The organism is Fibrobacter sp. UWR2 (assembly GCF_002210285.1).
In the GTDB taxonomy this organism is placed as follows: domain Bacteria; phylum Fibrobacterota; class Fibrobacteria; order Fibrobacterales; family Fibrobacteraceae; genus Fibrobacter.
Genome location: NZ_MWQE01000001.1, coordinates 226,749 through 242,624, shown reverse-complemented (window position 1 = coordinate 242,624; position 15,876 = coordinate 226,749). Strand labels below are relative to the sequence as shown.

12 protein-coding genes are annotated in these 15,876 nt (G+C 48.8%); 9 read left to right on the top strand and 3 right to left on the bottom strand.

What is annotated here, in order from left to right:
- The first annotated feature begins 6 nt into the window (after nt 1-6).
- The 9 genes from B7994_RS00915 (at nt 7) to B7994_RS00875 (ending at nt 9,974) form a co-directional block, all read left to right on the top strand.
- Nucleotides 7-1,215: an ATP-grasp domain-containing protein gene (locus B7994_RS00915; RefSeq protein ID WP_088636605.1), complete on the top strand. Its 1,209-nt coding sequence runs from the start codon at nt 7-9 to the stop codon at nt 1,213-1,215.
- A gap of 9 nt (nt 1,216-1,224) precedes the next feature.
- On the top strand, nt 1,225-2,187 hold the full coding sequence (locus B7994_RS00910) for a DegT/DnrJ/EryC1/StrS aminotransferase family protein (protein WP_088636604.1): 963 nt from the start codon (nt 1,225-1,227) through the stop codon (nt 2,185-2,187).
- A 97-nt stretch (nt 2,188-2,284) separates the two neighbouring features.
- Nucleotides 2,285-3,565, top strand: a complete 1,281-nt coding sequence (locus tag B7994_RS00905; protein WP_088636603.1) for an acetyl-CoA carboxylase biotin carboxylase subunit family protein — start codon at nt 2,285-2,287, stop codon at nt 3,563-3,565.
- A gap of 13 nt (nt 3,566-3,578) precedes the next feature.
- Nucleotides 3,579-4,634 carry an NAD/NADP-dependent octopine/nopaline dehydrogenase family protein gene (locus tag B7994_RS00900; protein ID WP_088636602.1) on the top strand — a complete coding sequence of 352 codons (1,056 nt, stop codon included), beginning with the start codon at nt 3,579-3,581 and terminating at the stop codon, nt 4,632-4,634.
- A gap of 28 nt (nt 4,635-4,662) precedes the next feature.
- Entirely contained in the window at nt 4,663-5,799 is a 1,137-nt protein-coding gene (locus B7994_RS00895; RefSeq protein WP_088636601.1) for a TDP-N-acetylfucosamine:lipid II N-acetylfucosaminyltransferase, read from the top strand.
- A gap of 9 nt (nt 5,800-5,808) precedes the next feature.
- Nucleotides 5,809-6,738, top strand: a complete 930-nt coding sequence (locus B7994_RS00890; protein WP_088636600.1) for a glycosyltransferase — start codon at nt 5,809-5,811, stop codon at nt 6,736-6,738.
- A 15-nt stretch (nt 6,739-6,753) separates the two neighbouring features.
- A complete protein-coding gene (locus B7994_RS00885) occupies nt 6,754-7,809 on the top strand; it encodes a glycosyltransferase family 4 protein (protein ID WP_088636599.1) in 1,056 nt (351 codons plus the stop codon).
- 10 nt (nt 7,810-7,819) lie between these two features.
- A complete protein-coding gene (locus B7994_RS00880) occupies nt 7,820-8,755 on the top strand; it encodes a glycosyltransferase (RefSeq protein WP_198957809.1) in 936 nt (311 codons plus the stop codon).
- Nucleotides 8,756-8,774: 19 nt separating this feature from the next.
- Nucleotides 8,775-9,974 carry an alginate lyase family protein gene (locus tag B7994_RS00875; RefSeq protein WP_088636597.1) on the top strand — a complete coding sequence of 400 codons (1,200 nt, stop codon included), beginning with the start codon at nt 8,775-8,777 and terminating at the stop codon, nt 9,972-9,974.
- A 7-nt stretch (nt 9,975-9,981) separates the two neighbouring features.
- Here the strand turns inward: B7994_RS00875 and B7994_RS00870 are convergent, their stop codons facing one another.
- From B7994_RS00870 to B7994_RS00860, 3 genes are all read right to left on the bottom strand, one after another.
- Nucleotides 9,982-11,472: an FISUMP domain-containing protein gene (locus B7994_RS00870; RefSeq protein WP_158213036.1), complete on the bottom strand. Its 1,491-nt coding sequence runs from the start codon at nt 11,470-11,472 to the stop codon at nt 9,982-9,984.
- 24 nt (nt 11,473-11,496) lie between these two features.
- A complete protein-coding gene (locus tag B7994_RS00865) occupies nt 11,497-13,536 on the bottom strand; it encodes an FISUMP domain-containing protein (RefSeq protein WP_158213035.1) in 2,040 nt (679 codons plus the stop codon).
- Between the two features lie 90 nt (nt 13,537-13,626).
- Entirely contained in the window at nt 13,627-15,873 is a 2,247-nt protein-coding gene (locus B7994_RS00860; protein ID WP_144063693.1) for a CotH kinase family protein, read from the bottom strand.
- Between the last annotated feature and the right edge of the window lie 3 nt (nt 15,874-15,876).

Genomic DNA, 15,876 nt, shown 5'->3' with positions numbered 1-15,876 from the left:
TCCTGAATGCCGCAAAAGAGGTTGATGCTTTTGGGCGGGCTCCGTTATCTGCTCCCTATAATCGAGGAAGCCCACAGGCTGGGAGTCCATGTGATTACAGCAGACTACCTGCCGAACAACATTGCGCACAAGTATTCCGACGAGTATTGCAATGTAAGCATCATCGACAAAGATGCCGTACTCAAGGCTGCACTGGAACTGAAAATTGACGGAATCCTCTCGCACGCAGTAGACCCGGGCGTTGTCTCTGCAGCCTACGTTGCCGAGAAAATGGGGCTACCATTCCAGTGCAGCTACGAAGCCGCCTGCATTCTGCAGGACAAGTCCTTGTTCCGAAAGTTTCTCTCCGAGCACGGTTTCAACTGTCCGAAGGCGAAGGGCTACACTGACATCGAGGACGCCCTGAAGGACGCCGACTATTTCAACTGGCCCGTCATCGTAAAACCCGTAGATTCCGCCGGAAGCAAGGGCGTCACGAAGGTCGTTGACAAAGCCAACCTGAGATCCGCCATCGAGACAGCGCTCTCGGCCTCCATTTCAAAGAACTTCATCGTCGAAGACTTCTTGGACAAGGTTGGCGCACAGTCCAGCGCAGACGTCTTCACAGTGGACGGGAAACTCGTCTACCCAGCCTATTCCGACCAGCTGTTTGACAAAAACGCAGCAAATCCATACACGCCCGCAATAGAGATCTGGCCAGCATCGATGGAACAGAGTTTTCAGGACGATCTGACCGCGCAACTGCAGCGTCTGTTCACGCTACTCGGTGTGAAATCCGGCATCTACAACGTGGAAAGCCGCGTGTGCTCCGACGGCAAGGCCTACATCATGGAAGTCTCCCCCCGCGGCGGCGGGAACCGTATCGCCGAATTGCAAGACATGGCGACCGGCCAAAGCCTCATCGCCAACGAGATCAAGAAGGCTCTCGGCATGCCAATGGACGACATCACCACACCGCAATACGACGGAGTCTGGTGCAACTATATCCTGCATTCTTACGAAGAGGGCACGCTCGTTTCCATCGAAATCGAACCCGCATTCAAGAGCAAGTATGTTCGCGACGTGGGCCTGATTGTAAAGCCCGGAGACCACATTACACCTTTCAAGGGCGCAAACAATTCGCTTGGCACGCTGTTCCTACGCTTTGATACCCGCGAGGAACTCGACAAGGCCATCAGCAATCCCGATTCGTGGGTACACATCAAGCTTAAATAGGGATTTGCAATGAGACCAATCGGCGGATATTTTGAATGGGAATTCCCTTCGGCAAAAGGACAGCAACTGCACAAAAATGCGGTTTACCTGAATAGTGGCCGCCATGCACTCGAATACATTCTGAAAGGTCTCGGGAACATTCACTGCCTTTGGATACCCTATTTCACTTGCGACGCCGTCATGTTGCCAATTCAAAGAGTCGGTGTCTCTTGGAAGTTTTACCACATCAATGAAAAACTCGAAATCGCCGACAACCTGGAACTTGGCGAAAACGAATTCATTCTCTACACAAACTACTACGGAATCAAGGACGAATACAGCAAGCTGCTTGCAAAACAATATGGCGAAAAGCTCATATTGGACAACGCACAGGCTCTTTATTGCAGGTCTGTTTCGAGTTCGCACCAGTTTTACAGCCCGCGCAAATTTATGGGCATGCCAGACGGCGGCCTTGCCGTAACGACCGTTCCCGACACCACAGGCGAATTGCCGATTGACAAATCCTTTGACCGTTGCAAGCACCTTTTGAAACGAATTGAATTGCCCCCCTCTGAAGGATACAGCGACTTTAAGGATGTGAGCAAGGCCATTACAGAAGCCCCGCTTTGTCAAATGAGCAATCTGTCGAAATCCATTTTTGCCTCTGTCGATCTTGACGGCATCAAGCACAAGAGACGTGAAAATTTCGAGAGCATTCACAAAGCCTTGAATGCCTCCAACCGGCTACAAATTCCTTCCATAGATTCTTTCGAATGTCCGCTGGTTTACCCCTATTGGGCGGACAACGGCGACTCCCTCAAGAAAAAGCTTATCGAGCAGCAAGTATTCGTCGCCACTTATTGGCCCAACGTCTTTGAATGGGCCAAGCAAAACGACTTGGAATACGAACTGGCAAACCACGTGGTTTGCATTCCCATCGACCAACGTTATGGGAATGAAGATATGAAAAGAATAGCAAGCATTATCCTGTAAAAACGTGCGTCCAGAGCCCGTCAAAGAAAGTTTTCACAGGAAAAAAAGTATATTTAAAATTAAGCATAAAAACACACTATTTAAGAACTACAAGACTATGAACGACCTCAAGGGAAAGAAACTTCTCATCATCGGTGCTACCACGACAGAATGCGATATCGTCCGCTACGCAAAGGCGGCCGGCGTGTACACCATCGTCGCCGATTACCTCCCTGATTCCCCGGCCAAAAAGGTGGCCGACAAACCTGTATTGATTAACGCACTTGACGTTGACGCCCTGGTCGATTTCTGCAAGAAAGAAAAAGTTGACGGCGTCATTACCGGTTTTGTAGACATATTGCTCAAGCCGTATATGGAAGTCTGCAAGCAGCTCGGCTTGCCATGCTACATTACCGATAAAATGCTGAGCATGTCGACCAACAAGGTTGACTTCAAGAACACCTGCGACAAGTATGGTGTACCTGTTCCGCAGACTTACCTGATGGACGGCAAGATTGACGACACCACCCTCCAGAAAATCACCTATCCCGTATTCGTGAAGCCGCTCGACGGCAGCGGATCCCGCGGAGCCGGCGTGTGCTACAACGAAAAGGAACTAAAAGAACGCTTCGCCGACGCGGTCAGCTATTCTGCCAGCGGGAACGCCATTATCGAAGACTATATCAGCGGAAGGGAATTCCTGTTGGACTATATCGCTGTCGGCGGAGAATTTAGGCTGCTGTCAATCTTTGACCGTTTTATGGCCTCTGACCGCGGCAGCGCCATCAATTACTCCACAATTAGCATGTCTCCGTCAAAGGCGGTTGATTACTATCTCGAAAAGATCAACCCTGCCGTAATCAACATGTTCAAGAGCGAAGGCTTTACGGACGGTGTACTCTTTATGCAAGGGTACTTCGACGGAAAGAATGTGAAATTCTTTGAGATGGGTTGCCGTCTAGGCGGCTCGTATTTCAACCACGAACAGGCCTGCCTAGGCTACAACGCCATGGACATGATTATCCGTTTCGCATTGACTGGCAAGATGGTCGAAGACATCGGAACCATCAGCGAAGAGTCGGCAAGGTACAAGAAGTTCGCCCTGGATTGCAACTACCTGCTGAAGGGAGCCGACCAGACCGTGGCCAAAATCGTCGGCATGGACAAGGTAGAAGCCCTCCCGGAATGTATCGAAATTCAGAAATATCATGATGTCGGCTACCACTATGGCAAGGACAGGACTGTCGACAGGCCTATCATGGTTGCCGAAATTGTTGCCGAAAACAGGGCCGAAGTCGAAAGACTCGTTAACTTCATCAATAAGGAATACGATGTTTTCAACGAACACGGAGAATCCCTGTTAATGGAAAAACTCAACCCCGAAGCCTTGTTTAACTAAGAGGAAACGACAAATGAAAGTAGCGGTCATTGGAGCAGGCAATTCCGGTTGCGCACAGTCCATCAAGTTGATGCAGAACGGTCACCAGGTCAATCTAATCAAGACTTCGCACAGTCTGCACGACGACAACTTCGAACAGCTTTTGAAAACTGGCGAAATCAGTTGCCTTGACACCACAGACAACAACAGGGAATTTTCTCTCAAGCCCAACATGATCACCCGTGACATCGAAAAGGGCTTGGATGGCGCCGAAGCGGTCATGATCTTGACCCAGAGTCTACAGCACCGCGAACTTGCAAAAAAGATCGGTCCGTTCCTGAAAGAAGGCCAGATTGTATTCTTGATTCCAGGCAACATGGGTTCGACTCAATTCGCCAACCACACCAAGGGCAAGCACATCATTTACGTTGAAGGCGAATCAACCCCATATGACGCCCGCATTATCGCCCCTGGGAAAGTCGAAATTCTTTTCAAGAACGTCCGCAACGCTGTATCGTTCCTCCACAAAGAAGATGAAAAGTATCTGCCCGTCGTTACTTCCTTATTCGGCACGCACAAGTACCTGAGAACGAACATTGTCGAATCGACCTTGCATAACCCCAACATGGTCGTCCACACAATCGGCACCATCATGTCCGCTAGCAGAATCGAATATTCCAAGGGAGAATTCTGGATGTACCGCGAATCGTTCTCACCGGCCATCTGGAACTTAGTCGAACAACTGGACGACGAAAAAAAACAGGTAATCCGAGCCTACGGCGGAAAGAATGCCATCAATTACCTAGACGCATGCAAGTGGCGTAACGAGGAAGACCTTTCTATCGACAGCCTGCAAGTCTTCAAGAACTATGCTGCAACCGGTGGCCCCAAGGGTCCGGCCAGCTTGGACACCCGTTATATTTACGAAGATGTTCCGATGGAATTGTGCATGCTCGAAAAGCTTGCCGCCGAAAAAGGGATTTCGACACCTATCGCATCGGCATTGATTACGATAGCATCCGCTCTGAAGTCGACCGACTATCGAATGATGAGCTACGAGATTTCCGACGTAATCGACTACATACAATAATTAACAACAGCTCATTTCGTTATCGCCTATGAGAGTCGCCCACCTGAGTCTTGATGAAAAGTTCATCGATTGTGCCATTGACCAATTCAAAGAACTGGAGGGAGTCGACTCCACTTTTTGTGCGCTGTCGAACGGTGATATTTTCAAGTACATAAAAAGCGATAATGTCCTTATGTTCCATTCATCCGACGAGATGGTGGACTACATCAACAGTCATGGTTTCGATTACGTCGTAATCCATTCTCTTTGCATCAGCCCAAGATACCTTCTAAAACTAAGCCTCCCTATTCTTTGGAATTCATGGGGCTATGACATTTATTCAGACCGGTCAGATCCTTTCCAAAAAATTCTGAACTTGTCTCTATATAAGCCAATGACTCGGCGCATTGCCAAAGTCGGTCCACAAACGCTAAAGGACAGAGCGATCCTAGTCCTCAGAAAATTCGGAATTCTTTCCAAGAAACAGAAAAGGTACTATCAATTAATAAAAAAGATACGCCACATATCTGTCGTACTGCCTTCCGAATTCACAGAAATAAAGAAGAGATTCCCGCACTTTGAGCTCTACCCATTCCGGTACATTGAAAGAAACACAGAAAACGAAGACACCGTATTATTACCCAACAAGGACGAGCGCTATTCAAGGAGAATTCTACTCGGCAACAGCAACGACCCGACAAATAACCACCTAGACATACTCCATAAATTGAATTCCATCGGCAAGGAATACGAAGTCTTCATTCCGTTTAGTTATCCAAATACCGACCCAAAATACATTCAGAGCGTAATAGACAGAAGCAAGGAATTCAAAAACCTCAAAATAACGTTCATAAAGGATTTCATGCCATTCGAAGAATATTCGAAAATATTGAAATCCTGCCAGTCCGCAATTTTCGGGCATTTCCGTCAGCAAGCCGTAGGGAACATTTCCTACATGATGAAAACAGGAAGGAACGTTTTCTTTTACGAAGGTTCGACCCTGTATTCATTCTACAAAAACAATGGCTACAAAGTCTTTTCTCTAGACAGCGAATTAGACTCCGAGCACATTGAGACTCCGTTAAGCATGGATGACCGGAAGAGCAATCACGACAAAAATGCAGCCAAGCATGATTACCAGGCGTACATCCAAAAATTGCAGGCTTTTTTTGACAGTCTCCGCTAAGCGACAAGCATGACCAATTACTCCATAGTCATCCCCCACTACAACTTGCCGGCGCTGCTAAGGCGCTGCCTTGGGAGCATTCCGCAGAGGGATGACATACAGGTAATTGTCGTTGACGATGGCAGCAGCGAAGAAAGCAAGTCCGCCCTGGAAGATATCGGGATCGATTTTCCTAACGTGCAGGTTGTCTACCAGGAAAACCTTGGCGGTGGTGCCGCAAGGAACAGGGGCCTTGCCGAAGCAAAAGGCAAGTTCGTCATGTTCGCGGACGCAGACGACTACTTCTGCAAGAATTTCATCGAACTGGTCGACAGGTACGCCACCCAAGATAACGATATCGTCTACTTTAACGCAAACTTTGTCGATGCCGACACGGGCAAGCCCGCCAAACAAAAGAACCACGTAGACGAAATCATCAAGCTGTACAAGAAGAATGCCACAAAAGGCGAAACGCTGCTGCGCTACTATTTCGGCGAGCCCTGGTGCAAGATGGTACGCCGTTCCATCATCGAGGACAACGGAATCCGATTCGAGCAGACAAAGATTCACAACGACACCAGGTTCTCTTACCTGGTCGGGTACTTCGCCAAGAACATGGCCGTCTGCGGGGAACCGATATACAACTACATCGTCCGCCAGGGCAGCGTATCGAAAATCATTTCCGACGACAGGCTTATCGCCCGCGTCTCCGTTTTCGGGCAGAAGAACAGGTTCCTGCAGGAACACGGCATCGACTTTTTCGACAAGCTGATGGTATGGCCGTTCAAGTACTGCAAGGAGCACGGCAAGGGCGACATCTACATGCGATGCCTGGAAGAGGCGGCAAAATACGGGTACGACGAGAAATTCATCCGCAAGCTGCTCCGCCAGAACAAAATCGAGACATTCCTCCCGCGTGTCAAGAAAAAAATCTGCAAGATGATGGGAATCAAGAAGTAACCAGGAACAGGCACGATGAAAAAGATTCTCCTGATTTCGAACCGCGTGATGCACTACCGCAGCCGCATCTACAACAAGTTCTTCGACATGTTCAAGGAACTCGGTTACGAATTCCATGTGGCGAGCAACGACTTCCAGAAGGTCGACTTCCCCATTCGCTACATCCGGCACGACGCTCCTTTCAGTACCAGGAACTACACCAGGCTCATCGCCGAAATCAAGCCCGACGTGTGTATCAACTTCCTGCACCTAAAGGATAAAATCATCATTCCGCTCACGTTCTACTGCCGATGGAAAAAGATTCCCATGATTTACTGGAATCACGGGATCAATATCAAGACGCCCGACGCGAAACTCAAGAATTCCATCTTCCACTTCATCCACACTATCAGCAGCGCAATTATCCTCTATTCGCCCGCGCAGCTGAAATACCTGAGCAAGCGGAACCAGAAAAAGACGTTTATCGCGAAGAACACCCTCGACTTTTCCGATGTCGACCGGAAGGCGTTGCGTACGCCCGACGAAGTCAAGGCGGCCTACGGCATCAAGGAAAAACGCGTCATCCTCTACATTTCGCGCATCCTCCCCTACAAGGGGCTCGACATTCTGCTGGAACAGTTCAAGGACTGCACGAATACCGCACTCGTCGTTGTCGGCGGCGGGATAAGCGAACAGCAGCAGGCCATGATCGATTCCAACCCGCACTACTACTACCTCGGCGAAAAGTACGGCAAGGACGTCGATGAAATCTACCAGATTGGCGATGTATTCAGCACGCCGGGCCACATCGGGCTCGCGCTGAACCAAGCCATGTTCTGGGGCATTCCCGTCGTGGTACTGAACCGCATCCACGCGCCCGAAATCATCTATCTAAAGCAGGGCGAGAACGGGTTCATCGTCGATTCGGAAGCGGAACTCAAGTCAAAAATCCTTGAAATATGCAACGACACGGAACTGCACAGCCGCATGTCCGCAGCCGCACGCCATACCTACGAGACCGAGATGCAAATCGAGAACATGTTCCAGGGCTTTATCGACGCAATCCGCTTTGTAGCAGAGCCATATAGATAACTTGAGGCACATGCAACTACGAAAACAAGAAGAAATCATGGCGAAATGGCCTGCCGACGCAGAGCCGCTTGTTTGCGTCCGCTGTGCAACGTATAAACAGGAAAAATTCATCGCAGAATGCCTAGAAGGATTCCTAATCCAGGAAACCGATTTCCCGTTCGAAGTTATCGTCCATGACGACGCCTCCCCCGATGGCACGGCTGACATTATCCGGGAGTACGCAGCCAAGTATCCCAAGATAATCAAGCCCTATATCGAAACCGAAAATCAATGGTCCAAAAAAGACGGGTCTTTTATGAGAATCATGTATTCGCTCTCCAAGCGCAAATATATCGCCATGTGCGAAGGAGACGACTACTGGATTGACCCGCACAAATTGCAGACACAGGTCTCGTTCCTCGAAAGCCACCCCGACTATTCCATGACATTCCACGATGCCGAAGTCAAGGACGAACCCGGCGTTCCGCCAATGGAATCTGTCTATTCGAAACTTGAAGACCGCGACTACTCGGCCACCGAAATATACGAGAACTGGGTCATACCGACAGCTTCCATGGTTTACAGGCGCGAAGTCATTGACTTCCCCATAAAGAATCCACAGAACATTTTGAACGGAGACATTTTCCTTGGCGAAAAGTGCGCCCACATGGGAAAAATCCGCTGTTTCAACAAAAAGATGTCTGTCTACCGCAGGCAACCAAGCGGATGCACATGGGACGAGAATCTTAAAAAAGCGAGAGCACGAGCCCTGCCCAACCACATTCGCGAACTCAAGGCAAACTTTCCCAAAATCAAATCAAAAAAAATCAACGTAGATTTGTGCCGCAGCATCATTCACGTAGCCCATATCGACGGAAAAAAGAAACACCTGAAGGACTTGATGCAGGCGTTCGTCCTTTCTCCATCCACGTTTATCAAGGCCCTAAGCAAAAAGAAGTTCTTCTAGGGATTAAAACAGGCTCACCATGTTCCGACTGCTCCTGGCCATATTCCTTGCCACCCCATGCTTCGCGCAGTTCCTGTGGAACGGGGCGCACCTCCTGCAGGTAAAGGAATCCCTCAAGGCGAAGGACAGCCCGTATGTGCAAGCGTTCCAGAGCCTGCAAGAAAACGCCAGGGAAATGCAGAAGCAGGCATACGCCTCGGTGATGGACAAGAAGCATGTCCCCGCAAGCGGGAACAAGCACGACTACGCCAGCCTCTCGCGGTACTTCTGGCCGGATTCCAGCAAGCCCGACGGACTCCCGTATATATCCCGTGACGGCGTGAGCAACCCGGAATTGAAGGAATACGACCGCAAATCACTCGACAGGATGAGCCGTCGCGTACAGACGCTCACGCTCGCCTGGTTCCTGGGCGGGGACACCTCCTTCGCGGAAGACGCCGTCCGTCAAGTCCGTATATGGTTTATTGACGACTCCACCAGAATGAACCCGAACATGAATTTCGCGCAGATGATTCCCGGGCGCAATCACGGCAAGGGTTACCCCTTCGGCGTCCTGGACGGATACTCCTTCGTGCAGATGATGGACGCACTCACGCTCCTGGAATCCTATGAGGGCTACAAGCCCGCCGACCGCGCCGCAATGAAGAAATGGTTCTCCGAATACGTGCAGTGGCTCACCACGAGCGAGCAGGGAATCGAGGAGAGCAAGGCGAAGAATAACCACGGCACGACATACGACACGCAACTGCTGGCCTACAGCCTCTACACCGGCGACCGCAAAACGGCAGAACGGCTCATCGCGCATTTCGCGGAAAGGCATATCCTGAAGCAGGTCGAAAAGGACGGGAGGCAGCCCGAAGAACTCAAGCGTACACTCGCGTTTCACTATTCCTGGTACAACCTATCGCACATGCTGGACTTCTACACCATCGCAAGAAACAGCGGGCTCGACATCCGCAAGGCGACCGAAATCCAAGGGCGTTCATTCTACAGGGCGCTCGACTTCCTAGCAGGCTACATCGGGAAAGATTCCAGGCAGTGGCCCTACAAGCAGATTTCCGGCTGGGACAACGCGCAAAAGGAACTGACCCGCGATCTATATCGGGTATACCTACTAGATACAAACAAAGTAAAATACCGCGACACCTATTACAGCAACAGGAACAAAGCCGGCTACGGGATGTTCAACCTGCTGTATGTCAGGGCTACGGATCTATAGGATAAATTCAGTCCTTGATGCAGCGGACAGGATAGAGGTTCCTTCTGTCTCCCAATTGATCATCAACTCCAATGTATTCTTCATCACCCCCCAATGTACAAACATACACATACCACATCGATTCAGGCGTATATTTGCCTATCGTCGAACTCCAGAACACCCCCGAAAACGCGTTAAACCCAAACCGATTCGTGCCTCTAGGCCCATAATCGCCCCAGCTTTCCTCAGACATCAGCATATAACCATTATAACTGTGTTCACCACTTGCATCCCAATTGTAATACTCATAATAAATATTAGGCTCTGTTTCCCAAAACAGAGTGTTCCATTCGTCTTTGCTCGGGATATGCCAACCCGCAGGGCATACTCCCCGAACCGGAGTTTCCGGAGCACAAGGCGTTCCAAGGCCGCATCCTTTCGCATTTGTAGAGTATAATGCCGCGCTATCCATCGCGGCGCTCCATAAATACTCCCTTCCGTATTTTTCGCAATACGCAAGCGAATCGTTCCGGCAGAAACTGCTCGAATCCAGCGATTCCGTCTTTTGCAGATAACGGAAATTCAGGTTTTCCGCCATCCACCACTGGTCTCCTATTTTCACAGTCTTGTAGACCTGCCCGTCACGTTCGTCCGTCAGTGTTCCATACTCACAATGGTCTTCTTTCGAATTCCTGCAACGGTCCAGAATGGTACCGGTAGTTAAACTATTGCACGGAAGTTCTATTCCATGAGAAATTTTAGGAGCCGCAGTCGTATTCTTGACGCAACGAGCATGCAACTTCATGCGAGTCTCCCATTCACTCACAAGAGAGACTCTAGCCAACGTATCTTCCAAACGAAAAGCATACCTAGCATTCTTATACATATCTGCATCAGAATCATTTTCAAAGGCTGTATCCGAGACATCGGTAGAACTCCAGAATGATCTTTCAAGTCGGGGAGCACCCCAATATTCCCCATACACCCTAACGGCAGAAAAACCATAATCATCGGTCCCTGCCGGGCAGTTTTCACAATCGTAAAGATTGCTGGAACCGAGCACTCGCCCCGCAACAGAATCTCCACCCACCATAGCAATCAATTTCCTGAACTCAGCTTTTGTGGGCAAATGCCAACCCGCAGGACAAGCATTCAGGACTTCTTTGCTATCATAAGCACGGCCAGGCCTTATGCAAGCATCGCTCTCACAGCAATTCTTAGCAGTACTTCCGTAATTCAGGTTCTCGGCAGTCCACCACTGGTCACCAATTTTCACCGTTTTATAGACCTGACCATCGCGCTCATCCACCACGGAACCATACTCGCAATTATCCTCGCTCTCCGTTTTACATGGTGGCACAATGCCGTCAGACTGTTCGCTGGAACTCTCTATCGTCGCACTGCTTGAAGATCCGGAAGGTCCGGATTCATCAGAATTCCCGGACACGCTGTTGCTACAGGCGGCAAGGTAAAGCGCCGAAAAAAGCACGGCCAACTGTAATGCAGCAAGTTTTCTCATCTTCATCTTCCCTATAGCAAGTTCCTAGTCCTTGACGCAGCGGACTGGAACCGCACTGCTAAGGCTCATCTTCTGAAAAAAAAGCTCAGGTTTTCTTTCTTCATCAATACCCACATCTACAATCTGGGGGATTTCCTCACTAAAACGAGGGCCTTTAGACTTCTCATCGGAATAAGTCCAGAAGATAATATAATCACCATGCCAATCCATCCTCTTTCCATTCCATTTACCATAGCCCACAGCACGCATATCAAGGCCAAAACCGTTTTCACCTTCGTCTTCAGACATCAGCATCGTTCCCTGAGCGAGAAGAAAATCCGTATCCCATTCATCCCACTTCAGGTTTTCCGGGGTTTCACCGTACCTGTCCCAATGCAGCGTGTCCATATATTTCCAAGCCCTCAAATCATGAGTGAAGCTATCCAAGACAGCCCATTCGCTCCTGCTTGGAATATGCCATCCATCAGGACAAACGCCCCGCACCTGTTTTGTCGGAGAACATTCAGCACCGTAGCCACATCCCTTTCCATCGTCCGAATACCGGCCAACACTATCCATCGCAGCGCTCCACAAATAGAACCTGCCCCTGCTTTCGCATTCCTCTGACTGATTATTGAAGCACATGCTGCCGTCAGAATTAAGCCTCAGGTTTTCCGCCATCCACCACTGACTTCCGACCTTCACGGTCTTATAGACCTGGCCGTCGCGCGCATCCGTCAGCGAATCATATTCACAGTTATCTTCATCCTTGTTCCTGCATCGGGAATCACCCACGACAAACGTCCCCTCGCATGGAATCTCCGAAGAAGAAGCCTTCAATGTAGAATAGCCTTCTTCCATTCCATCGTCCACAGAAGCATCCCTTATACAACGTACAGACGCGTATGGAGTTGCAACGTCGATAAAGCAACCCATTGTAGCGGAAGAATCATTCAAATCAAAGTAACAGCCCGAATATTCCAAAGATCCCCGATCCACCCAAAATCTTCTTGTATAGCTATTTTCCATCCACCAGGGCGTATCATCCCTATCCATATCGCTTAATCGTTGCAGCATATAGATAGCCGAAAAGCCGTAAGCGTCCGTCCCCGCCTTTTTCCCGGACCTAAAGGCATTCCTCGAGCCAAGAACCAAGCCCGCAACGGAGTCGCCGCCCACCGCAGCGAACAAGGTGTCCATATCCGAACGTTTCGGCAAGCGCCACCCTGCAGGGCAAGCTGAATCAGCGCCGATATCAACGTTGCTATTACTCCAAACGTGATACATGTAGGGATTACCGTGTTTAAAGCATTCTTCACCATCGCAACAGTTCCTGAAGTTTGCCCCATAATTGAGGTTTTCTGCCATCCACCACTGGTTCCCGATTTTTACGGTCTTGTAGACCTGTCCATCGCGTGCATCTGTCAACGTGCCATACTCGCAGTTATCTTCCGTTTCTGTCTTGCAGGGAACGGCAGTCTTCTCTATTGGAGGGTAATCCTTCTGACAGCGTATATGGCCATGGTCGCGGCCACGATACAGTTCCACCTTGTCATCATCAGAACTAAAGTCCATGTAATAACCTTCACGGGTCCATAATTGCCCCAGGCCAGACGGGAGAAACGAAAAGCCGTACTCATCGGTACCCGATTCGCCATCCCATCCGTCAACCGACCTGAGAACTTTACACGCTCTATTCCAACCCACGAACGACATCAGCCGGTCAATATCATTAGTGTCGGGCACGTGCCAGCCAACAGGGCATATCGAAGGATTTCTTGCATCTTCAGAGGAGTAGGACCTTCCGAACTTTTCACAAAAATCGGGATCGTCAAAACACGTGCTACTGTCCGTTTCGTAATTCAGGTTTTCCGCCATCCAGGTATAGCCCCCGATGGTTACCATCCTGTACCTCTGACCATCGCGGGCATCGACAAGGTACTCGCCATTAGAAGGCAGGGAATCATTGCTCTCGGCGGACGTATCGGGTTCCGAAGCAGAATCGCCGGAACTATCCCTAGAAATATCTAGCGAATCGCTGTTGCTACAGGCAACAAAATAAAGCGCCGAAAAAAGTACGGCCAACTGAAATGCAACAAGTTTTCTCATCTTCATCTTCCCTATAGCAAGTTCCTAGTCCATGATGCAGCGGGCGGTGCGGGCAAACCGCTTTGACTATTTGAATATGGCCGTAAAAGTAGAGTCTCCCTCGGGTGATACAAGGCGCGGATTTTCGAAGCTTCCGTCGGACCATCCGGCAAACACGCTTCCGCCCTGCGGAACGGCCTCTAGAAGAAGGTCGTTTCCCTCAAAAAAAGTACATTCATAGCCATCCGATTGGGAATCAACAGGCAGTTCCATTTCGTCTACGGTAATTTTCCCACGTCCTTTCGCAAATAGCGTTATGGCAATATCCTTGCCGAGATTGAATTCTTGTCTATAATCCTCTCGAACGGAAACATCGCGTTCCTTAGCCCACTGTATAATGGCGTCGCCATCCTTCGACGATTTTCTAGGGAACTTCTGCTTGTCCCTATCCATTTGCTTGGATTCTATGGTTTTTCTCAATTTTTGAATTATAGTCGATATTTTTTTCTCGGTTAGGTAGCTATTGAACATTATTGCGGAGTGGTTGATAAACTTTCTCTTGAAATCCTTGTTTTGAATGAGCTTCGTATAGACTTGAGCAAAGGAACGCTCCGTCGACTTGTTCCTAATCCAATTGAAAATATTCTTGTCGCTATTTTCCCATGATGGCAAGTCCTTGTCGTAACCACAATCCATGTCGTAAGCCATGAATTTCCAAGGGGTATTTTTCGCCTTCCATACACGGACATTATTTGTTGGCCAATCGTCATTGAGGCTGTAAATTTCGAAGGCCATGTAATTCGCAAAGTTGTTGAGATCCATTCGCTGGAGTATAGAATTGTACGACAGGCTATCGGACAAGTCCGATTCTGCAATCCACCTGATTAGACTTTCATATTCCCCCGAGGAGTCACCTTCGAAGCTGTTGTTAATGTGTTTTACGACGGTGACATTTTCTGCCTTTATTCCGTAATTCGTTTCGATATAGTATCTATTGAGCTTTTCGCGAATGTAGTGGATTCCGTAGAATTCACCGTTGTAGAAAACGAGAACCGGATGATGGCGTTGGTAGTCCACACCGGTACCTTCGAGTTGGCTTGTAAAGGCCGCATCGCCAAAGAAATCTTGACTGTATCGGTTTCCGAGGTTTCTCAGGCGGAAAGCCTTGAATATGTTCTTTTCAGGCCGGACATCAAAAAGAGCATACTGGAGTCTTCCGTCTTGATAGTCTTCACGCATTTTTATATCGACTGACTTCTTGGGCAAATAGCGGGTGCAGTTGCCGCCAATGGTTAAACCGGCATCAATTTCAAAGGCCCTTTCCTTGGACTCTACACCATTTTCAAAGTATTCCACATGAACTGGATATTCGGTGTCTTTGAGGTAGCCGGCATCGGGATCCGGGTTATTGCAAGAATGGTTGTTGTAATAATAGGTTTCTTCGAAGAATTTTGGATCGATGCTAATAGAAACAATCGACATCTTTGTATTTTCGCCGATGAAATAGGAATTTGTCATAATCGACTTTGTGAGTGTTTTCGCCTTAAAAAGACCACAACGCAATATTGTGTTTTGCCGTATAGTGATGGGCGCATCAAAAATAGGAGACAGGCTATCGGGGATACTCCCGTCTTGAGTACAACGGACCGTCCCCGAAGAATTCACTGCAGGTGGTTGTATTGTTATGGGTTCCGAGTAAAAGCCCGCATCTGGTTCGACGGAAACTTCCTCGCTTAGATTTCTGTACCAAGTCGAATTCCTATTTACAGCTTCCGGTGACGGAGCCGAAATGAACCCCCAAACCTTTTTTTTGTTTTTACCGAAACTGACTCCCGAAGGTAGATCTGGGTATGAGGCGGAATCGACTACATTAAGCAAGGAATCTAGCAGAAAGATTGTTCCACCATTTTCTTTCAATTTCCAACTGGTATGGTTCGCAGTATTCTTTTTGTCACAGAAAAAAACTTTATATGAATTGGCCTTGATTACAATGTCGCCGAACCGCCACTTTTGTTCCAAGGCAGAATCATTCGACAAATAGAAGTTCTTTAAAGAAAACGGGCAATTGTTCGGGTTGTATATTTCTATCCAACTTGGGGTTTCCCCGTATTCGTCAACCCAGTCTAGATTGTGCGTCAGGATTTCAGAAATTTCCAAGGGTTGCAAATCACTTGTATCCAAGTATTCATTTGTATCCTCTTTGCCAGACGTAGATTCTGCATTTTCGTCATATCCCGTAGCAGAATTGTCGGAATCATCCTTGGAAATATCCAGCGAATCGCTGTTGCTGCAGGCAACGACAAGCAGGAATAAGCAAATCAGCAAACATCTCATAGC

Bases quoted from the DNA above. Each gene is read 5' to 3' on its own strand.
- B7994_RS00915 (WP_088636605.1), top strand. From the start codon at position 7: ATGCCGCAAAAGAGGTTGATGCTTTTGGGCGGGCTCCGTTATCTGCTC.
- B7994_RS00910 (WP_088636604.1), top strand. From the start codon at position 1,225: ATGAGACCAATCGGCGGATATTTTGAATGGGAATTCCCTTCGGCAAAA.
- B7994_RS00905 (WP_088636603.1), top strand. From the start codon at position 2,285: ATGAACGACCTCAAGGGAAAGAAACTTCTCATCATCGGTGCTACCACG.
- B7994_RS00900 (WP_088636602.1), top strand. From the start codon at position 3,579: ATGAAAGTAGCGGTCATTGGAGCAGGCAATTCCGGTTGCGCACAGTCC.
- B7994_RS00895 (WP_088636601.1), top strand. From the start codon at position 4,663: ATGAGAGTCGCCCACCTGAGTCTTGATGAAAAGTTCATCGATTGTGCC.
- B7994_RS00890 (WP_088636600.1), top strand. From the start codon at position 5,809: ATGACCAATTACTCCATAGTCATCCCCCACTACAACTTGCCGGCGCTG.
- B7994_RS00885 (WP_088636599.1), top strand. From the start codon at position 6,754: ATGAAAAAGATTCTCCTGATTTCGAACCGCGTGATGCACTACCGCAGC.
- B7994_RS00880 (WP_198957809.1), top strand. From the start codon at position 7,820: ATGCAACTACGAAAACAAGAAGAAATCATGGCGAAATGGCCTGCCGAC.
- B7994_RS00875 (WP_088636597.1), top strand. From the start codon at position 8,775: ATGTTCCGACTGCTCCTGGCCATATTCCTTGCCACCCCATGCTTCGCG.
- B7994_RS00870 (WP_158213036.1), bottom strand. From the start codon at position 11,472: ATGAGAAAACTTGCTGCATTACAGTTGGCCGTGCTTTTTTCGGCGCTT.
- B7994_RS00860 (WP_144063693.1), bottom strand. From the start codon at position 15,873: ATGAGATGTTTGCTGATTTGCTTATTCCTGCTTGTCGTTGCCTGCAGC.